Here is a 19,637-nt window from a genome sequence, read left to right on the forward strand (position 1 = left end):
GATCAGCCGCCTGAAAACCCTCAAACGCCAGATGTATGGCCGGGCCAACATCGACCTCCTGAAAGCGCGCCTCGTAGCGGCATCATGAACCGGGAAATGCACCAACTTTGCGTCAGACCCACTTTTGGACGCCGATCAGCCCCGAAACAGGGTCCTTGTTGCGCGCCTATCCACAAGTAATTGTATAAAAATAGACAACTGTCTCTGAAGATCCTTGTTAGGTGTCACGTCCCGCGTGATTGTAGACCCGCTTCCTGAGCAGCTCGGGCCTTTGTCGTTGCCAGTCCTTGAGGGCTTCGACGGGCGATCGGCCTTTCAGGACGGATTGCGGGAGCTGGCTGTTGTAGAGGTGGACGTAGCGCAGGAGGGTCTGCTCTAGGTCCTCGCCGCTGTGGAAGGGATGGCTCTGGAGGACATCCTCGATCCGGCCGTTGAAGCGCTCGACCATGCCGTTCGTCTGCGGCCGCATCGGGGGTGCAAGACGATGCTCGATGCCGAGGTCCGCGCAGAGCAGGTCGAACTCGTGCTGTCCGGTGGGGCTGCGCTTTCGCAGGCCGAACAGGCGGTCGGTGAAGGCCTTGCCGTTGTCCACTGCCCGGCAGGGCATTGCGCAGCAATGTCCCGAGAGGGGGTCAGCACCCGGGTGATCTTCATCGGGGCGGCGCGCCCGAGGTCGCGCAGGAAGCGGCGGGCATTGGCCGCGGTCTGCGCCGGATAGATGCGCACGAAGACCCACCGCGTCGCCCGGTCCCTTTCGGGACATTGCTGCGCAATGCCCTGCCGGGCGAGGGATCGCCACGAAGAGATAGCGGCGGCGCTCCTCGTCGGCCATCTGCGGCAGGTACTTGATGTCGATGTGCAGATAGCCCGGCTCACAGGCCTTGAAGCTGCCGTGCGCAGGCTTGGGGTCGGTCGGCTTCAGGGCCTGCAGGTTGCCCACCCCATGCCGCCGCAGGCAGCGGTCGAGCCCGGACCGCGAGACATGCGGGTTGAGGAACTCGCGCACCACGGCGAGCAGGTCGGCGAGCGGCAGCAGAAGCGCCTTGCGCAGCGCCACCGCGACCGCCTCCTGGGCAGGCGTCAGCGTCGTCTGCAACCGGTGCGGCGTGTGGCTGCGGTCGTGCACGTCGTCGCGGTTGCGCCACTTCCAGACCGTCTGCTCGGAGATCCCGTAGCGCTCGGCCACCTGCCAGGCCGGTTCGCTGCTCGCCTGGATCGCGGCGCGGATCTTCGGCGTCGTCGTCGCCTGCTTGTGCAAAGAGAACAGCATGCTCGCACCCCCTCCCGAACCTCGCGCAGGATCGATCTTGCCATGAACAGCGCAGTCCGGCGGGGGGCTATGTGATCATCCGGGATGGAACAGCTAGGGTCAGCGAGCACGAGGTGCCGCTACGTCCTCCGTCTTTTGTTGCAATCTCTCTGCAACCATATGGTTAGTGAGCGCGTACTCAACAACGTATGGTTGTGCGCCCATACTTAGATCGGATCGCCTTGGTGTTTGCGGGCAAGGCGCCCGAGATTATTGTCTTCCGCAGTGTCAAGGGCCGGATCGATGACTGCCTCCTCCAAGTATCGCACTGTTCTCGTTCACAATCAGAACACGCTCCTCCTCAACATGTTGCATGACGGTCTCAACCGTTGCGACATGTTTTCCGTAAAGACCTGCATGGGGGACCTGCCCGACCTCGCGACCGCGGTAGCGAAACATCGTCCTGCCGTCCTGCTGATCGAACCGCGGCCGGATGCCGAGGCCATCGATGAGATCGCGCGCTCTGTCGAGGACTGGCTGCCCGGCTGCGTCTGCGTCGGCTATCTGCCATCAGCCAGGCGAAACGGCGCCCACCGCTGCCTTGAGGCTGGCTTCGGTGCCGTGGTCTCCCATGAGAGCGATCTCACCGTGGTTATTCAGGCGTTGACCGTGACGTTGCAGAACGGCGTCTTCGTCGACCGGCCTTTCGTCCGACCCGAAGCATCCGCCGATGAGGGGCTTAGCCAGCGCGAATGGCTCGTGCTGCAGCAACTGGCGCGCGGCTTCAGCGACAAGGAGATTGCTGGCCGTCTGAACCTGAGTGCGAAGACCGTACAGACCTACAAGCATCGCGGGCTCCGAAAGCTCGGCTTTCATCGAAAGCATCAGGTCGTGGAATACGCGATCAACAACGATTGGCTGTCATGATGGACCCATCGTACGCGGGATTGTCAGCGACTTGCCTACAATGCGGCGCACAGGGCTGACTTTCGAATTTCTTCCATAGCTGGAAAATACCCCCAAGGCACGACTCTTCCTCGGCGGTGGCGGCTTAATATTTCCTATGGAGGCGAGGGCGCCATCGATATGAATTTTGGCGAGAACCAAGAAATCCCGCTTGTCGCTATCCTCGACGAATGCACGATTTTGTCAGAAGCAGTGCGGGATCGGCTGTCGAAGAGTTCTTCCTTCCGCGTCGAACTTTTTTCGTTGCCGGAACTGGACCGGATCTGCGATGCGTCTCCGGAAGTTGTGCTTGTCGATCCACGCCAGATCTCTACCGATCCAGCGGAACTTGTCGGAGCGATACGGACCCGGCTCCCGAAGGCGCGGCTGCTCGCCTATTGCTCCTCTCCGGAAATGCAACTTGCATCCAACTGCATGAAGCTTGGATTCGACGGCTTCATATCCAAGGGAGCCGCTTTCGAGCAGCTTCGCTCTGCGCTGTCGATCGTCGCCGGGGGCGGCGTCTATCTTGAACAGCGCTTTGCCCGTGCCGTCCTCGATCATCGTGGCATCTCTGAGAATAATATTCACTTACAAGAAGTTAAGTCGGAGGTCGGCGCTGCGGAGACGCTGAGCCTGCGCGAGTCCGAGGTTTTGCGGATGCTCTGCCTGGGCTTCAGCCCGAAGCAGATCGCCGCCGACTTGGGTCTCAGCCGCAAGACGATCGACACGTACCGCATGCGGGGCATGCGCAAGCTCGGCTTTTCAGACCGGAGCGAGCTGGTACGGTACGCCGTCGAACAGGGCTGGATCATCTAGACCAGATACCTTCTCTCCACGTCGTTATGGCGGGCCGTTCGTTCCGAGACCGGACCGGATGGATGAGGACGCGATTCGGATAGCCCGGTTCCAGAACTCCACAAATCTTTCGCTGCATGAACGGTTTCCGTGGAATGAACGGAAGCCGACTTTTCGGCATGTTCTTTCGTGGTCGATTTTTGGAAGACCGGACCGCTTGTAGGGCCACGGCTGACAGCGGTTCGAAAACCGTCACGCTCCTGTCAGACCAAATCCTACTAATCTCCATGATTTCGCTGACTGCCCGTCGGACGAAGCGCCACATACGTCTGGGATCGACGGTCGCGCAATCGGCGGCCGATGGGATTGACGAAATCAAGAGGATCAGATGGCAAGGATCAGCGTTTTTGGAATTGGGTATGTCGGCGTGGTCTCGGCTGCCTGTCTCGCCCGCGACGGGCATGATGTTTGCGCAGTGGATCTCGATCCGGGCAAGGTGGCCGCGATCAACGAGGGGCGGTCGCCCATCGTGGAGAAGGGACTGGACACGCTGCTCCGCGAGGTCGTGGCCTCCGGCAAGCTCCGAGCCACGACAGAAGCCGACGCCGCCGTCCGAGAGACCGACGCCTCGTTCGTCTGCGTCGGCACGCCGAGCGCGGCCGACGGCTCCGTTGGTCTCGTCTATGTCAAGGACGTCTGCGCCTCGATCGGCCGGGCGATCGCCGCGAAGGGCGCTTTTCACTCGGTCATCATGCGCTCGACCATCGTTCCGGGAACGATGCTGGGTACCTGCATCCCGATCCTGGAAGAGGCGTCGGGCCTCACTGCGGGTGACGGCTTCGGCGTCGGCTACTTCCCGGAATTCCTGCGTGAAAGCACCGCGATCGAGGATTACGACGACCCCGGCCTGATCGTCTACGGCGCGCTCGACGACCGCACGGCGGCGCTCCTCGATGAGCTGAACGGCCATCTGCCCTGCGAGGCGCATTGTGTCGATCTCTCGACCGCCGAGATGGTTAAGTACACGTCGAACGCATGGCGCGCGATGAAGATCAGCTTCGCCAACGAGATCGGCAACGTCGCCAAGGCCAACGGGCTCGACGGGCAACTGGTCATGCGCCTGCTCTGCAGCGACGATAAGGTGGCGATGTCGCCGCATTTCCTGCGGCCAGGCTTCGCGTTCGGGGGGTCCTGTCTGCCCAAGGACGTCCGGGCGCTGCGTGCGCTGGCGGCTGCGCGGGACACGGAGACGCCCGTCCTCGACGCCATCCTGGCTTCGAACGATGCGCAGATCCGGCGCGCCGAGGACCTGGTGCGCAAGTCTGGGGGCCGCTCGGTCGGCTTTGTCGGGATCAGCTTCAAGTCCGGTACCGACGATCTGCGTGAAAGCCCGCTGGCCGATCTGGCCGCGCGCCTCATCGGCGCCGGCACGGATGTCCGCGTCTACGATCCCTACGTCTCCGAGGGCTTCCGCGAGAATGCGGATGCAGCCGGGCGCGGCAATACCGTGGTGCCCGATCTCGACAGCCGGATGGCGACGGATATCGACGACCTGATCGAGGGGTCGGACATGATCCTCGTTGGCAACAGCTACGAAGAGGCGCGGGGACCGCTGATGGATGCCCGTAACCGGATGCCGATGGTCGATCTCACCCGGCTGGACGGCACCCTCCTCTCCGATGGGCGGTATGTCGGGATCTGCTGGTAACCATCATGCTGGGACATCTCGTCTATATCCTTGCCGGGGTGTCCCTGGCTGCAGCGGTTGGCCGCCAGGGTGCCGGAGAACTCGGCTCGCTCTTCGCGCTGCTGGGGGTGATCGGCCTCTGGCGGTACGGCTGGGCGTCCATCAACTTCACGCGGGCGGTCCTGTTCCTGCGGCTCCGTCATCCGGCCATGCGCCGCGAGGCGGAGCGCGCTTATGCCGAGCGGCCGGTGCCGGCCCATGCCTACTTCATGGTGACCACCTATAAGATCGAGCCTCGCACGACGACGCGTGTCTATCGCTCGATCTTCGAGGCCGCAGGCCGGTCCGCCGGTGGCGCGACAATCGTCGCCTCGGTGGTCGATGGTGCCGATCTCCGCGCGATCCGCGAGCTGTTCGCGCGGATGGCGCCGGGCCTGCCCGGCGTGAAGCTGCTGATCGACCAGATTCCCGGAAGCGGCAAACGCGATGCCATCGCCCGTTCGCTGCGCCTGATCGCGCGACAGGCGCCAAGTTCGCGCGACATCCTCGTCTTCGTCGATGGCGACAGTTGCGTGCCTGTCGACCTGGTCGCGCGGACTGCGCCTTATTTCACCGATCCGCGCATGGGCGCGCTGACGACCGACGAGGCTGTCGAGATCGAGGACACGCCGCTGTTCCGGCACTGGTTCGACCTGCGCTTCATGCAACGGCACGTGATGATGTGTTCGATGGCCTATGGCGGCCGGGTGCTGACGCTGACCGGCCGCATGTCGGTCTTCCGTGCGGACCTCGCGACGCAGCCCTCGTTCATCCGGCAGGTGCAGCACGATCATATCGACCACTGGCGGCTGGGCCGGGTCCACTTCCTGACCGGCGACGACAAGTCGACCTGGTTCTGGCTGCTGAGCCGGGGCTTTCGCATGACCTACCTGCCGCATGTCCGTTCCGTCTCGATGGAAACGCAGCCCGGGCCCCGCTTTCTTGGCAGCGCCATCGCGCTGATGCGGCGTTGGTTCGGCAACATGCTTCGCACGAACGGGCGGGCCGTCGCGCTCGGACCATCCCGCATCGGGCTGTTCACTTGGTGGTCGGTCCTCGATCAGCGGATCTCGATCTGGACGACCCTGACGGGGCCGACAGCGGCGGTGCTGACCTCGATCTTCGTCACGCCGATGGCGTTGCCCGCCTATTTCGCGTGGATCATGTTTACCCGCTACGTCTTCTGCTGGGCGCTGTCGCTGTTTCGCGGGGGCGGCTTCCCGATCGTCTACGCGCCGCTTCTGTATTTCAGCCAGGTCGTCGGCGCCGCGGTCAAGAGCTCGGCCATGTTTCACCTCAGCCGCCAGAAATGGACGCGCCAGGGCGGTGGCAGCCAGACGGCGCCCGTGCCTCTGGGTCCGCGCCTGCGGGCGGCTTCCTCAACTTACATGCAGCTGCTCGCCTTGGGCTGGTTTGGCCTCGGCATGCTGCTGCTCACCGGAATTCTCTGATCGGAAGGGTCTGGAAGATGACGACATCCCAGGACATGGAAACGCCCGGAAGGGTCATGGCGACCGACCAGCCATATCCCCGTCCAAGCGCGCAGACCACCGCTCCGACGGATTCGGAGATCGCGGCTCCGTGGGGGGGGAACGAGCATCCGCTGCTCGACATCCCGTTCACGGCCGTCGTCGACGGGCGGACCTATCGCGGCGAAGTGCTGTCCCTTGTCGAGGCGCATGTCTCCGGGCTGGCCGATCCGTCGCTCAGCAATCGCGAACGGCTGGTCCGCCTTGGTTTCCAGTTCCAGGGCTTCAGCGTGGCGCTGGATCTGGCGGCGCGTATCGAGCTGGTTTCGGAGCGGTCGCTGAGGCTGATCTTCACCGAGCCTGCGGGCGAACATCTGCCGCAGCTGCGCTATCTGCTCAACGAACATCTGTCGGGCGATCTGACATCGCTGGGATCGGTCATCCGCGCGACTTCCCTTGCCGGGCCGGCGAACGGCAAGAATGCCGCGGCGCGACGTGGCTTTGCCGCGGGCCTGCGCAGCTTTCTGGGCAGCCTCATGGCCTTGGCACTGACGCTGGGCCTTCTCGGCACCGCCGCCCTGCTGGTCGAACAGCGTTTGCTGGTGGCCGATCTGGCCTCACCCGGCAGGGTCGCCCATTCGGGTGAAACGCTGCGCGCAACGGCAGACGGCCAGATCAACTATTTCGCCTCGGATGCTGGCGAGGGGGAAGTGGCCTTCGCGATCGCCTCGACCCGCGGCGAAACCCTGTCGGTGGCCATGCCCTGTGACTGCACCGCCCGTGCCCTTGGCGTCGCCGAGGGCAGCACCGTCCTTGCCGGCGAGCCGGTGATGCGGCTGTCGGAGGCGGGCGCGGCGGTCATCGTCGAGGCGCGCGTGACTGCGGAAGAGTTCTTCGACCTGCGCCGCGCCGGCGCGGTCGACATCGTGCTGGCCGACGGCACGACCCATGCGGCGCTGCTTTCGGAGACGCCGCCGCGTGCGCTCGAGGGCGACGACTTCACCGGGATGACCGTCCATCTGACGCCGGTCGATCCGATCCCGGATGCTCTGGTCGGGCAGGCTGTCGCGCTCCGGGCGCATACCGATGCCGGTGCCCTGTTCGCTCCAGCCGCCGACGTCCTGAACGATCTGGAAGCACGCGGCGAGCCTGTCCTGAACGCCCTTCGCGACCTCGGTGCGCGCGGCGAAATCGCCTTCGACGGATTGCGCGACCGCGCCACCCGCGCCTGGGCCGCGATCATCGAGACCCTTCAATCCACCCCTTCCCCCGAGTGACGGAGCCTGCAAATGCAATCAATTCATCCAATCATACTCTCCGGGGGAATGGGATCGCGGCTCTGGCCGATGTCGCGGCTGCATCAGCCCAAGCAGTTTCAGCCGGTAGACGGTGCCAAGGGCCCCTCGTTCCTGCAGGAAACTGTGTTGCGGCACCGCTCCGAGATCTTCGAGGATCCCGTCATCGTCGCCAATCGCCGCCAGACCGGGATGATCGAATCTCAGTTGAAGGAGATCGGCTGCAGGACTCAGATCATCGCCGAGCCCGTCGGTCGCAATACCGGTCCCGCAGTTCTCGCCGCGGCGCTGCGCCTGCTGCGGGACGACCGCGACGCGCTGATGGCCGTGCTGCCGTCGGATCACGTCATTGAGGGGGATATGAACGAGCTGATGGGCCGGATGCGCGTCGGCGCCAATGACGGGCATCTCGTCACCTTCGGCATTCTGCCCCGCTATCCCGAGACCGGCTTCGGCTACATCACCAACGGCGCCCCGATCGAGAGCTGCCCGGGCCTCCACAAAGTCACTTCCTTTGTCGAAAAGCCCGAGCGCGCCCTCGCCGAAAGTCTGGTTGCCGACGGACAGTCATTCTGGGCGGCGGGCATATCTTTGATGCGCGCCGACGTGATCGCCGCCGAGTTCGAGCGGTTGGAGCCTGAAACTTACGCCGCCGTACGCTGCGCGCTGGAGCGGGCCGAAACGACGGAGACCGGACTGATCCTGGAAGAGCAGTCGTTCGCGAAGGCGCTCGACGAGCCGACGGAGCGGGCGGTCTTCGAACGCTCCAGCGCGATCGCGGTGGCGCCGACCGCGGTGTCCTGGAACGACGTCGGCGCCTGGTCGGCCTTCCATGCAATGGGCGAGAAGAACGATGACGGCAACGTCGTCGGACGAGAGGTGCTAACCGTGAACACCCGGAATTCTCTGGTGCGCGGTTGCGGCAGGCTGATCGCGGTCGTGGGGATGGAGGGCGTGATCGTGGTCGACACGCCGGACGCCCTCCTGGTGACGAACCACCAGAATGCGCAGCTCGTCAAGGAAGCCGTGTCGTTGCTCAAGCGCGACAAGCGCAGAGAGATCGACAGCCACGCCGCCGCGGCCCGCGACCGGGACGGCGCGCCGACAGGGGTCGGGCGTCTGGTGCTGAAGCCGGGGAAGCTTGGCGAAATCAAGGGCACCGGGGCAGGCGGCTCGGTCGTGACGGTCGCCTCCGGTTCAGCCAGCATCAGCATCGGTGGCAACGCGGTCGCGCTGGGCGCGGGCGAAGGGTTCTTCGTGCGGCCGGGGACGACGGCTCGTGTCCGCAGCGAGGGTTCCGGCGAATTGACCCTCGTCATGGTCGAGATCACCGCCGAGGAAGAGCCGCCCGCCCGGGCCGCTCCGGTCAAACAGAAGAATGCCGAGCCGGCATCCACAGCGCAGACGTCCAACCGGCATGTGGCTTGAGCGCTTCCTCCTGGCGGCGGTCGCCGCCCTCGTGCTGACGGCCGGAGCGGTCGCCCAGCACGGCGGCGGCGCCACGTCCGCCCCGTCCGCCCCCGCCGCGGCGACCGTGTCGGTGGGGGATCTTCGCCTTGGCCTTCTGCAGGCGGCGCTGCATGTCGGCCCGGAGGGGCATGACGCCATTATGGCGGCCCAGCCCGATGAGGCGGCAAGCGCGATCTTCCTGCGCTCGGGCGTGGCCACTCTGGCCGGGCTGCATGCGGCGGTGCAGGACACCGAACTCGCCGCAGGTCTGCGCCGGACCGGCGAGGACGGCGTCTTCGTCGCGACCCGGCCGATCGTGATCCTTCAGGGCGCGTCCCTTAAGCTCGTGCCGGGGGAGGAGCTGCAACTGGACGCGCGCGAGGGAGCCTTGCTGCTGTCGTTCGGTGATCTGGGCATCGAAGGCGCGCGGGTCGTCGCCATCGGCACCGACGACGAGGCGCCCGGCGCCTTCCGGCCCTTCATCGCGAGCCTCGGCCCGGCCACGCTTACCTTGACCGAGGCCGAGCTTTCGGGCCTTGGCTTCGAAGGCGGGCCGATGACCAGCGGCCTTGCCCATGTCGTACGCGGGTTGATTCAATCGCGGGAACCGCTGCGCCTGCACGACGCGCGGCTGCTGGACATCCACGGCGCCACCATCATCGGCGGCGAAGGGCTGGAAGTTCTGCGGGCCGCCTTCCTCGGCGCGCGCGGCACCGCGCTTTCGGTCAAGTCGGTGGCCTCGGTTCGCGTCGAGGACAGCCGATTCGAGAACGGTTCGGGCCCTTACGCAATCCGCATCGCAGAGGCCGGCGACGCGGTTGCGCTGCGGCGCAACAGTCTGCTGGACGGTCGCCACGGCGGCATCAGGATCGAGGAAGGCACGTTCGGCGCCCGCCTCTCCGACAACACGATCCTCGGCTTTTCCGGCACCGCGATTGCATTGGCCGAAGGGGCAGGGTGCCTGCGGCTGGACGCGAATCTGGTGCGTGACAATGGCGGCGATGGCATTTCGGCCCGGCACACGGGGTCGCTGGTGATCGATGGAAACATCGTGACCGGCAATGGCGGCGCGGCGATATCGCTGTCGACCCCCGCACCGAGGGCGGAGCTGCTGGTCAGCGGAAATCGGATCGCGGGCAATCGGACCGGTCTGCGCGGCGTGATGCTTGGGGCGCTGCGCCTGGCCGGCAACGACCTGTCCGGGCAGTCTCCGCGCATCCTGTCCGGTGATCTCTCGCAGGTGGTTCCGGCCCTGCTGCGCGCATCGCGCGATGAGCCCGCCGATCTGCAGATCCGGCACGTCCGGGCATGGCCGGCCGAAACGAAGCTTCCCGAGGCGGCCGAGAGCCTGGCGCATGCGCGCTGCGGCGAGGCGGGGGCGTTCTGATGGTATTCTCTTCCGAAACCTTCCTCTTCCTTTTCCTGCCGCTTTTCCTTGCGCTCTACTACCTGACGCCCGCCCGGCTCCGGTCGCTGACGCTGCTTGCGGGGTCCTATGCCTTCTACGGCTGGTGGCGGCTCGACTTCCTTGGCCTGCTGATCCTGACGACGCTGTGGACCTACTGGGCCGGACAGCGGGTGCGCCGGTCGCAGGGCCGGGCCCGCCGGGCCTGGACGGGCCTCGGCGTCGCGGGGTGCCTCGCGGTCCTGGCGACGTTCAAGTACCTCAATTTCTTCGTCGACAGCTTCGCCGCGCTGATCGGCACCGATGCCGCCGGGCTGGGAATGCATTGGCGTGTCATCCTGCCGATCGGCATTTCTTTCTACGTGTTCCAGTCGATCAGCTATCTCGTCGACACCCATCGCGGCGATGCCGACGAAGAGGTCGGCTTCCTTGACTTCGCGGCCTTCATCGCGCTGTTCCCGCAGCTCATCGCCGGGCCGATCCTGCGCTTCAAGGACCTGGCATGGCAGTTCCGTCACCGCACGCATACGGCAGAGAAGTTCACCGACGGCATGATGCTGTTCTTCGTCGGGCTGGCCAAGAAGGTGCTGCTGGCGGATTCGGTCGCGCCGCTGGCCGACCTCGCCTTCGCGACGCCGGACCCTTCGCTGGCCTTGGCCGTCTCGGGCTCGGTCGCCTACATGATGCAGCTCTACTTCGACTTTTCGGGCTATTCGCTCATGGCGATCGGCCTGGGCCTGATGATGGGGTTCCGCTTTGTGCAGAACTTCGACACGCCATATATCTCGCGGTCGATCACCGAGTTCTGGCGGCGCTGGCATATCAGCCTTTCGATCTGGCTGCGCGATTATCTCTATATTCCGTTGGGCGGCAACCGGGTGGGGCCCGTGCGCACCTATGGCAATCTGATGGCGGTCATGGTGCTGGGCGGGCTCTGGCACGGCGCGGCCTGGACCTTCGTGATCTGGGGGTTCTGGCATGGCGGCTGGCTGGCGATTGAGCGTGCGACCGGCCTCGCGCGTGCGACCGGCACGGCGGCGCTGGTCAGGACGATGATCATCGTTCTGCTCGGCTGGGTCGTCTTCCGCGCCACGAGCCTCGACCAGGCACTCGGCGTATATGAGGGGATGCTGGGGCTGAACGGGCTGTTGCCCTCCGGGGCGGCCGCGCTGGCCATCACGCAGGAGAGCTTGATGGCGCTGCTGCTCTGCATCGCGGTCGTGGCGGCGGAGCCGTGGCTGAAGCGCACGGCCGTCGACCGCATGAGCCTCTCCGTCGGTGAGGCAGGGCTGAATGCGGTTTCCGCGGTCAACACCGTCGTGCCGACCATGCTGACCGGCACGCTTGCCGTGCTCGCGGTGCTCAAGCTTGCCGAGCAGACTGTTTCACCCTTCCTCTACTTCCAGTTCTAGGTCCTCCAAATGCCTGTTATCATGTATGTTCGCTTCCTCCTACCAGCCGCTTTCCTGGCCTATGCCGGGTTCGTCAACGTCTCCGTCTTCACTGGCCCGGCTCTCGAGCAGGTGCGCGAAGTCGAGGACGGACTGCTCAGCGGAGCCGTCACCGGCGAGATGGACCGGCTCTATACCCGCGCCGTGCCGCATCGGCAGACTGCCTTCGGCTGGATCGGCGCAGCCCGGTATGCGCTGCTGGGCGAAGGGCGCGCAGGTGTCAGGGCGGGCCGCGACGGCTGGCTATTCACGGACGAAGAGATGAAGATCGCCTCGGACGACCAGATCCGTCAGGCGGCTGAGTGGGCCGGCGATCTCCGGGCGCGGCTGTCCCGAGCGGGAACCGAACTGGTGATCGTGCCGCTGCCGGCCAAGGCCGATCTCTACCGCGACCGGCTGGATGGCGCCGCCGCCCTCGCCGGAGCCGCGATGGAGCGTCAGCATGCGCGCTTTCTGTCGGAGCTGGGGGAAAACGGCGTGCCCGCGGTCGATGTCCGGCCTGCGATGGCCGCCGCCGCCAGCGAAGCGCCCGTCTTCCTTGCGCGTGATACCCACTGGACCCCCGCAGGGTCCGATGCGGTTGCCGGCGCCATCGCCGCCTCGGGCGCCGTGCCGACGGGTGAGGACGAGTTCCTGCTGCGTCGCGAGACACCGACGGAGTTGACGGGCGACCTCGTCTCCTTCGTCACGACCGATGCGCTGGCCGCGCGGGTCGGGCTTGGGCCCGAGCCCGTCGCGCCCTTCACCGCGCATCGGGTCGAGCCGCCCGCCGGCGGCCTCTTCGCCAGCGAGGCGCCCAGAGTCGGCACCTTGCTGGTCGGAACGAGCTACAGCGCGGATGAGGCCTGGAGCTTCCTGCCGGCGCTCAAGCACGCGCTGCGGCGCGATGTGCTCAACTATGCCGCAAGCGGACAGGGGCCCATCCGGCCAATGCAGGCGATTCTGGACGGCCCCGTGTTCGAAGGCGAGGGACCCGACCTCGTGATCTGGGAGTTTCCGATCCGCTACCTCGCCGATCCCGACATCTGGCCCGCGCCGCCGCGCGCCTCGGCCATCGCGAACCAGGAGATTCCTGATGCCTGACACGAGGAGATTGCCCGCCTGTGCCGCTGCCATTCTGCTGGGAACCGCGCTTGCCGTTCCGGCTGCGCCTTACGGTGCCCCCACAGACCCGGACCCTGCGCTTGTCGTGCCCGTCCAGGACAGGCGCGTCACCGAGACACTGGACCTGCCGACATGGCGGCTTCAGCAGGTGCGCCGCCGGATGTTGCGCGGCCAGCGCATCAGCTTCGACGACATGCGTGCGCTGGCGGATCTCGGCGATGGTCTGGCGTCCTGGCGCTATGCCAACCGATTGATGGCGCTGGAGGATCCAGATCTGCACAGCGCGGCGGCGCTCTACTACGCGACCGCAGCCTATACCGGCCGTGATTACGCCGTGCGCCCTCTGGTCCGCCTGCTGGAGCGGCGTGACGTGAACATCAACGAGGCCCGCCTTCGCCATCTGGAGAACGCGCTCCGGTCCTGGGCCTTGCGGGGCAATGAGGTCGCTCAGGAGGCGCTGATCAGTTTCTACGCGAGCGGCCACCCCTTTGGCCGCCATCCCGAAAGGGCGCGCGAATTCCGGCGCGAACTGGCCCTTGCCGGCGATCTAGAGGCGGCGATGGCGCTCGTTATCGAGGCCATGTCCTCGGGCGAGGTCGAGACGCGCCGGGCGGAGCTGATCGAGCTTCTGGACGTCGTGATCGAGTCCGAAGAGCTCGGCATGCGCACCACGGCCATCAATCTTCGGACGATGCTCGAAGCAGTGCCCGATCGTCTGGCGGACGCCGCCGAAACCGCCCCGGTGGAGGAGACCGAAGAATGAATGCCCGATCCACACTTGTCGCGACTGCTCTGACGGCTGCCTCGGTCCTGCCTTCCGCGGCGCAGGAGACGTCCGCGTACGGGTGCGCGCAGCTTCATGTCGACGCACCGGTCGCCGTGATCGAGGGCGCCGACGGCGTCTTCTTCCGCCGCGACATCGACATGCGGACGCATCACGTGATGACGGAACAGACGGTCGACCTGATGGGAAGGCTGTCGCGGACCCTTGCGGCGCGAGGCACGACGCTCGTGTATATCCCCGTTCCCTCGAAGAGCCTTGCCATGCCGGACGCGCTTCCCCCGATAGCGGCGTCCTACGGGTTCGATCCGGATCTCGCCGAACTGGTCTATGACGACATTGTGGCGCGACTGCGTGCCGAAGGCGTGGCGACCGTGGACGCGCTGACGCCGATGCTGGACGTCCGGACGGCGGAGCCGGTCTTCATCCCGGCCGACTTCCACTGGTCCTCTGCAGGCGCGCGGATCGTGGCCGAGGCGGTGGCCCGGACGATTGCCGAATTGCCGGGCTACAATGATCTGACGAAGACGCCGCACCGCACCCGGTCCCTCGGACCGCGTCCGGTCTATTCCGAGATCCGCCGCCAGATCCAGGCACGCTGCACCGAGACGGTCCCCGAGGCCAGGACCGAGATCTTCGAGACCGAGGCGATGGAGCCGGTCGGCGGCGGGATGAGCATCTTCGCCGCCGATACCGGCGGTCCAGGCATCGCGCTGGTCGGCACGTCGATGTCGCGCCTGCCCGAGTTCAACTTCGACGGCTTCCTTGCGCAGGCGTCCGAACTGGACGTAGCCAATTACGCGCTGACCGGCGGCAACCAGTTCGGGTCGATCATCTCCTACATGACCTCCGAGGACTTCGCCCAGAGGCCGCCGAAGTTCCTCGTCTGGGAGAATCCGGTCTACAACAACCTCGGAGAGTTCGGTGAGTTGCCGCTGCGCGAACTGATCGCCGCCGCAGCGGATGCCTGCACCCCGCTGGACGTGGAACAGAACGCGCAGGCGTCCACGGGCGCGACACTGCAGGCCGAACTTCCGCCTGGTGCGCTGGGACCCGAGGATTACGTGCGGGCCTATTCGGGCAGCGGCGTCCGGAGCCGGGCCATCCAGATGAGCTTCACCACCCGGTCCGACATCACGATCACCGCCAATATCGAACGCGCGCAGCGGCTCGAGCCGAGCCCGCGCTTTTATCAGTACATGCGGCCCTATTGGGACCCGGAGATCGACACGATCACCGTGACCTTCGACCGGACTGTCCGCCCTGATGCCGGCATTGCCATCTGCAACAGCCCCCTGGAGGAATCGCTATGAACACCCGCATCCCACTCGTCTCGGCCATCTTCACGTCGGTCATGCTGACCGGAACGGCCGCCCTGCCTCAGGACGAGGGCCTCTACCCGGACGCGAGCGCGCCGGATGCCTCGTTCCTGCGGATCCACGCTCCCCGTGATGCGGCGGTCAGGATCGATGGCAGGGCCTACGAGATCACCGAAAGCGGCCTCACGCCCTACGTCGAGGTCGCGCCGGGCGACGTGGCCGTCTGGATCAATGATGCAGAGACGGTGGTCGAGGCGGCGGCGAACCAGCATTATTCTTTCGTGAGCGAGCCCGGGGGCGGTTCCCTGCTGGTCGACGAAATCACCGGCTCTCCGGCGCAGGCCGACCTCGTGTTCTACAATCTTTCCGAACTCGAGTCGCTCGACCTCTTCGTGCCCAGCGCCGACACGAACGTTCTGACGGGCGTCCCGCCGATGACGAATGGCGTCGTCGCCCTGACTGCGCCGCTGACGCTGAGCTTCGAGGTTCGCCAGGACGGTGAGACGCTGGCGACTGTCGAGGATGTCGAGCTGAGGCGTGCCGTCGGCACCACGATCGTCTTCGACGGCAGCGAAGGCGCCTGGACGGCGGCAGCCACGAACAACGTCTACAACTGATCCCGAGGGGGCATGGTCATGGACAATAGCCGGATGAGACAAGGCGTGGGCGGCGCGACCCTCGCCGCCTTCCTGATGCCAGCGGGTGTCGGGGCCGCTCCGTTGGAGGTGCGGTTCGAACCTCCGACCGTCGCCGCCGAAGAGGTCTGCGTTCCTCGCCCGCCCGACCATGCCATCGCGGCCGACTGGGCCGCCTGGAACGGGACGGATTTCGACGGGCGGGACATCGGCTTAGTCCGCCGCGACCTGCGACGCCTCATCGAGATCGACTCCGGGCGCTGGCTAGATACCGTCGAGCGCGCGATGGAGCGACTTGTCGAACTGGACCCGGACTACGACGCGCGTGACCATCTGATGGACCGCATCGACATGCTGATCGCCGCCGAGCGGTTCGACCGGATCAACGATGAGGATCTGGTGGAGCGTTTCTTCGCGATGGGACTGGACGGCCTGCCGCGCGCCCAGCATTTCGCGGCGGAACTGCTGATGGCGGGGACGGGGATCGAGCGCGACGAAGACGCCGCGCATCGATCGCTCGTGATGGCTGCCTATGACGGAAACACAGAAGCGTTGCTCGACCTGGCCGAGATCACCTCGGACGGCACAGAGGTCGCGGGCTGGGCGACCGCCCCGGAACTGACGGTCACGCTGGCTTTCGGCGCTCTTGTCGGGGAACTGGACGCGCGGATCTGTGATCGGATCAACCGGATCGGCTCTGCCTACCGATTGGGACGGGTGGTCGCGCAGGACAGCGAACTGGCCGAAAGGTGGTATCGCCTGTCCGCCGCGCTGGGAGACTATAACGCCGCCTGGCAGGTTTCGCAGCTGCACATGGAAGCCGAAGGGATCGTCAAGGACAACGCCGTGCTGCTCCGCCACCTGGAGCAGGCGGCCGCGGGCGGCCTTCCCTTCGCCCTCAACGAGATCGGGCGGATCCACGAGATCGGCGCGCTGGTGCCCCAGGACCTTGAGGCCGCGCGCGCCTTCTATGAGCAGGCGGCGGCCACCGGCGAGCGCGAGGGGCTTTTGCGGATCGCCATGCTGATCGACCAGCTTGACAGCCCCGAGGCGGAGGATCTGGCCCGCCGCCGCGAAGCGTTGCGGGCGTTGGTCGCCCTGCCGGACGCGCCGGCCTGGGCCTTCGTCGAACTGGGTGACATCGCGCTGGAGGAAGAGGGCCGCTGGCTTGGCGAGGCCGCGGCCACCGACCTCTTCGAGAAGGCCCTGGCGCAAGAGCCGGGCCACCCCGTCGCGGTCTCGCGTCTGGTTCGCCTGGGACTTCGCCACGCGGACAGCGTGCAACCTTTCCTCGATCTGGTTTCGGACTTGCAGGAGATCGTCCTCTCGACGGGCAACTCGGCCGGGATGGAGCAGCTCGCCGACGCCTATGCCTGTCGCAAGCCTGATGGCCCCGACCGGCGCCGGGCGGATTACTGGCGTGACATGCGCGCGCTGGCGGGGAACGTGTCGGTTCAGCTTTCGCCGCGCGAGATCGCGGCCCAGAGCGCCAGTCCGCAACCCGTTCTGGTCGCACAGGTGCAGTCCCAGGCATTAGCGGGTCGCTCGCCGTCCTACGCCCTGTTCGACCAGTTCCGGCAGGCCGGTGTGGTCGACGCCGACGAGGCCGTCATGCGATCGCTGGCGCAATCGGCCGAAACCGGGCCCCTGACGGAAGCGGGCAAGGCCGCGATGCGGATGGTCCCGCCGGACGCGCCGCCGCCCGAACGGGCGCTCGAACTGCTGCGACGGGCCGTCGCCATCGGGGAACGGCGTGCCGAGACGGAGCTTCTGAAGGCGCTGGTCTCGCGAGGCGTCGATCCCGCCTCGCAGGAGACGCGCGACCTCGCCCAGACCCTCGCGACGCAGGGAGTCGGACTGGCAATCGAGACGCTGGCCGAGATCGCGGGCGGCGATACGGATGCGCGCCGTCGCACTTGGGAGGAGTGGCGATCGGTGATTGAAGCCGATGGCGATTTCGACGCGCTGGTTTTCGCGCTGCCCTATCTCGACGACGCGCAGGCAGACCACTACCTCGCCCGCGCCCGCGTGGTGATGGCGTGCAACCTGCCGGACGCGCTTGCGCTGGCCGAGGTCAGCCACGCACTCGACCGCCCCGACGAGGTCGGGCGTTGGCTCGATGTCGCCGAGGCGGTCGTGGAGGATGTGGGCTGGCAGCTGGTCTCGCTATCCGACGCGATCCGGACCTTCGGCACAGGACCGCAGGCCCGGGATCGCGCGCTTGCCTTGCTGGCCCGCGCGCGCGCGCAGGGAGAGCGGATGGCGATGCTGCGGACACTCTCGCTGGCCGCGGAGGAGCGGAGCGGTCTGACCCTGGGCGCCGAGGAGACGGCAGACCTCTATGTCGAACTCGTGAATGCCTCCGATTTGGAGGACGTGCCTTCGGTCCTGCGCCGCATTTCCTTCGCCGGATCCGAGGTGCAGGCGGCGATCGGCGACCGCGTGGACGCCCGCGCGCTCTTTGAATCTGCGGCCGAGGCGGGCGTTGCATCGGCGCAACTGGAACTTGGCCGCATCCTGAGGGTTGAAGCCACCGGAGACGCGGACCTGCGCGAGTCCGTGCGACTGCTGACGGCTGCGGCCGAACAGGGCGAGGCGGAAGCCATGTCGCTGCTCGCGACGGCCTATTCCTTCGGACTGGGCGTGGAGCCGTCTCTTGAAGAGTCGCAGCAATGGCTGCGGCGGGCTGCGGCGGCCGGTGATGAGCAGGCACGCGGGATGGTCCGACTGATCGATGCTGAGGAGATATCGCAATGAGCTGGAAACTTGCTTCGACGACGACGCTGTCGATCCTTGCCGCGATGCTGACGGCATCGGCGTCCTTTCCGGCACAGGGCGCCGAGAGCGAGGGCGAAGACGCCTGCATCGACGTTCCCGAACCGGTGATCACCCTGTCCTATGGCAGCCGCTACACCGACGAGAGCGAGGACCGGTCCGACTACGACGCGGAGGCGAACCGCGCAGTGAACGAGGCGCTGGGGCCGATCGACGATTTCGTCAGCGATCTGGCCAGAACGGCAAACCGATCGATCCGCGGCGGGGCCGGCGCGCTCCGGGCCGCGAATTGCGTCGTGGAGGCGATCCACGTCTGGGCCGAGGCGGATGCGCTGAGCGACCTGCAAACCATGAACGCCCAGATATCGTCTCCGTCGCGGCTGGGCGGGATGGCCTTGGCCTATCTGCAGGCCGCCCCGCTGGCGACCGCGCTGACCGACGAGGAACGGGAAACGATCACAGCCTGGATGCGCGAGCGGTCCCTGGCCTCGGCGCGCTATTTCGACGAGGACGCCCCGCCGGGCGCCAGCCGCAACAACCTTCGCGCCTGGGCGGGGCTTTCGGCGGCGGCGGTCGGATTAGCCAGCGGGTCCGAGGAGTTGCTCGACTGGGCGGCGACCACGGTCGAGCTGGTTGCCTGCGAGGCGGACGCGGATGGGGCCCTGCCGCTCGAGATGGGACGCGGGCCGCTCGGTCTCCACTATCAGGTGCATGCGGTTGCGCCCCTCGTCGTCACCTCGGCGCTGCTGCAGCCCGAGGGCTATGACCTGTTCGAAGCCTGCGACGGCGCAGTGCACCGCATCGTCGCCTTCGTTCCTGCCGCCTTCGCCGATCCTGACCTTGCCACCGACAAGGCGGGCGAGCCGCAAACCTACTTCGAAGGCAAGGACGAGTTGCAATCCTACGAGCTCGCCTGGGCGGAGGCGTATCTGTCGCTCTTCGACGATCCTGTCATCGCCGCTTTCGTCGAGGATTTCCGTCCCTTGAGCCATTCCAAGCTGGGCGGGAGGCAATCGCTCATCTGGTAAGGAAAATGGCTTTTTTGGGGCCGCTCTTAGGCGAAACATCGCGAGTTCGCGCAGCGTCAACGGCATATTCCCGCTCTTATCATATCTTAACCGCAGATCGGCCTATCCATGGTCATTTTTTCCTGATCTTGCGTACGGTGCCTGGCCTGACTCTCTTGTCCTTTGGCCTGGACCGCTGAGGCACAACCAGCGGTATGGGAGAAAACGC

The 19,637-nt window shown here is 66.2% G+C and carries 14 protein-coding genes and 1 pseudogene; 14 read left to right on the forward strand and 1 reads right to left on the reverse strand.

Annotated elements, in window-relative coordinates; all coding sequences use genetic code 11:
• Nucleotides 1-217: 217 nt before the first annotated feature.
• A pseudogene (locus DR046_RS21260) lies at nucleotides 218-1,270 on the reverse strand (integrase core domain-containing protein).
• A gap of 282 nt (nucleotides 1,271-1,552) precedes the next feature.
• Here DR046_RS21260 and DR046_RS21265 point away from each other — a divergent pair.
• From DR046_RS21265 to DR046_RS21330, 14 genes are all read left to right on the forward strand, one after another.
• Nucleotides 1,553-2,176: a helix-turn-helix transcriptional regulator gene (locus DR046_RS21265; RefSeq protein ID WP_115384377.1), complete on the forward strand. Its 624-nt coding sequence runs from the start codon at nucleotides 1,553-1,555 to the stop codon at nucleotides 2,174-2,176.
• A gap of 159 nt (nucleotides 2,177-2,335) precedes the next feature.
• Nucleotides 2,336-3,013, forward strand: a complete 678-nt coding sequence (locus DR046_RS21270) for a response regulator transcription factor (RefSeq protein WP_115384378.1) — start codon at nucleotides 2,336-2,338, stop codon at nucleotides 3,011-3,013.
• Between the two features lie 367 nt (nucleotides 3,014-3,380).
• Nucleotides 3,381-4,700 (forward strand): nucleotide sugar dehydrogenase, encoded by a 1,320-nt coding sequence (locus tag DR046_RS21275; RefSeq protein WP_115384379.1) that lies wholly within the window; start codon nucleotides 3,381-3,383, stop codon nucleotides 4,698-4,700.
• A 5-nt stretch (nucleotides 4,701-4,705) separates the two neighbouring features.
• A complete protein-coding gene (locus DR046_RS21280) occupies nucleotides 4,706-6,169 on the forward strand; it encodes a glycosyltransferase (protein WP_115384380.1) in 1,464 nt (487 codons plus the stop codon).
• Nucleotides 6,170-6,204: 35 nt separating this feature from the next.
• Entirely contained in the window at nucleotides 6,205-7,464 is a 1,260-nt protein-coding gene (locus tag DR046_RS21285) for a hypothetical protein (protein ID WP_135227364.1), read from the forward strand.
• Nucleotides 7,465-7,476: 12 nt separating this feature from the next.
• Complete coding sequence (locus DR046_RS21290; RefSeq protein WP_115384382.1) at nucleotides 7,477-8,910, forward strand: mannose-1-phosphate guanylyltransferase; 1,434 nt, start codon at nucleotides 7,477-7,479, stop codon at nucleotides 8,908-8,910.
• Nucleotides 8,900-10,318 (forward strand): right-handed parallel beta-helix repeat-containing protein, encoded by a 1,419-nt coding sequence (locus DR046_RS21295; protein WP_115384383.1) that lies wholly within the window; start codon nucleotides 8,900-8,902, stop codon nucleotides 10,316-10,318. Before DR046_RS21290 ends, DR046_RS21295 begins: the two co-directional genes overlap by 11 nt.
• Nucleotides 10,318-11,748: an MBOAT family O-acyltransferase gene (locus DR046_RS21300; RefSeq protein WP_115384384.1), complete on the forward strand. Its 1,431-nt coding sequence runs from the start codon at nucleotides 10,318-10,320 to the stop codon at nucleotides 11,746-11,748. The genes DR046_RS21295 and DR046_RS21300 overlap by 1 nt, the downstream gene beginning before the upstream one ends.
• Before the next feature lie 9 nt (nucleotides 11,749-11,757).
• On the forward strand, nucleotides 11,758-12,870 hold the full coding sequence (locus DR046_RS21305; protein WP_115384385.1) for an alginate O-acetyltransferase AlgX-related protein: 1,113 nt from the start codon (nucleotides 11,758-11,760) through the stop codon (nucleotides 12,868-12,870).
• Nucleotides 12,863-13,654: a hypothetical protein gene (locus DR046_RS21310; RefSeq protein ID WP_135227365.1), complete on the forward strand. Its 792-nt coding sequence runs from the start codon at nucleotides 12,863-12,865 to the stop codon at nucleotides 13,652-13,654. The genes DR046_RS21305 and DR046_RS21310 overlap by 8 nt, the downstream gene beginning before the upstream one ends.
• A complete protein-coding gene (locus DR046_RS21315) occupies nucleotides 13,651-14,985 on the forward strand; it encodes an alginate O-acetyltransferase AlgX-related protein (protein WP_115384387.1) in 1,335 nt (444 codons plus the stop codon). Before DR046_RS21310 ends, DR046_RS21315 begins: the two co-directional genes overlap by 4 nt.
• Nucleotides 14,982-15,608: an alginate O-acetyltransferase AlgF gene (locus DR046_RS21320; protein ID WP_115384388.1), complete on the forward strand. Its 627-nt coding sequence runs from the start codon at nucleotides 14,982-14,984 to the stop codon at nucleotides 15,606-15,608. Before DR046_RS21315 ends, DR046_RS21320 begins: the two co-directional genes overlap by 4 nt.
• A 369-nt stretch (nucleotides 15,609-15,977) precedes the next feature.
• On the forward strand, nucleotides 15,978-18,383 hold the full coding sequence (locus tag DR046_RS21325; protein ID WP_167767226.1) for an SEL1-like repeat protein: 2,406 nt from the start codon (nucleotides 15,978-15,980) through the stop codon (nucleotides 18,381-18,383).
• Nucleotides 18,380-19,429: an alginate lyase family protein gene (locus DR046_RS21330; RefSeq protein WP_115384390.1), complete on the forward strand. Its 1,050-nt coding sequence runs from the start codon at nucleotides 18,380-18,382 to the stop codon at nucleotides 19,427-19,429. Before DR046_RS21325 ends, DR046_RS21330 begins: the two co-directional genes overlap by 4 nt.
• The last annotated feature ends 208 nt before the right edge of the window (nucleotides 19,430-19,637 follow it).

It is taken from the genome of Jannaschia formosa (assembly GCF_003340555.1).
Lineage (GTDB): Bacteria > Pseudomonadota > Alphaproteobacteria > Rhodobacterales > Rhodobacteraceae > Jannaschia > Jannaschia formosa.

Coding starts and splice junctions, on each gene's coding strand:
- DR046_RS21265 (WP_115384377.1), top strand. CDS start 1,553: ATGACTGCCTCCTCCAAGTATCGCACTGTTCTCGTTCACAATCAGAAC.
- DR046_RS21270 (WP_115384378.1), top strand. CDS start 2,336: ATGAATTTTGGCGAGAACCAAGAAATCCCGCTTGTCGCTATCCTCGAC.
- DR046_RS21275 (WP_115384379.1), top strand. CDS start 3,381: ATGGCAAGGATCAGCGTTTTTGGAATTGGGTATGTCGGCGTGGTCTCG.
- DR046_RS21280 (WP_115384380.1), top strand. CDS start 4,706: ATGCTGGGACATCTCGTCTATATCCTTGCCGGGGTGTCCCTGGCTGCA.
- DR046_RS21285 (WP_135227364.1), top strand. CDS start 6,205: ATGGAAACGCCCGGAAGGGTCATGGCGACCGACCAGCCATATCCCCGT.
- DR046_RS21290 (WP_115384382.1), top strand. CDS start 7,477: ATGCAATCAATTCATCCAATCATACTCTCCGGGGGAATGGGATCGCGG.
- DR046_RS21295 (WP_115384383.1), top strand. CDS start 8,900: ATGTGGCTTGAGCGCTTCCTCCTGGCGGCGGTCGCCGCCCTCGTGCTG.
- DR046_RS21300 (WP_115384384.1), top strand. CDS start 10,318: ATGGTATTCTCTTCCGAAACCTTCCTCTTCCTTTTCCTGCCGCTTTTC.
- DR046_RS21305 (WP_115384385.1), top strand. CDS start 11,758: ATGCCTGTTATCATGTATGTTCGCTTCCTCCTACCAGCCGCTTTCCTG.
- DR046_RS21310 (WP_135227365.1), top strand. CDS start 12,863: ATGCCTGACACGAGGAGATTGCCCGCCTGTGCCGCTGCCATTCTGCTG.
- DR046_RS21315 (WP_115384387.1), top strand. CDS start 13,651: ATGAATGCCCGATCCACACTTGTCGCGACTGCTCTGACGGCTGCCTCG.
- DR046_RS21320 (WP_115384388.1), top strand. CDS start 14,982: ATGAACACCCGCATCCCACTCGTCTCGGCCATCTTCACGTCGGTCATG.
- DR046_RS21325 (WP_167767226.1), top strand. CDS start 15,978: ATGCTGATCGCCGCCGAGCGGTTCGACCGGATCAACGATGAGGATCTG.
- DR046_RS21330 (WP_115384390.1), top strand. CDS start 18,380: ATGAGCTGGAAACTTGCTTCGACGACGACGCTGTCGATCCTTGCCGCG.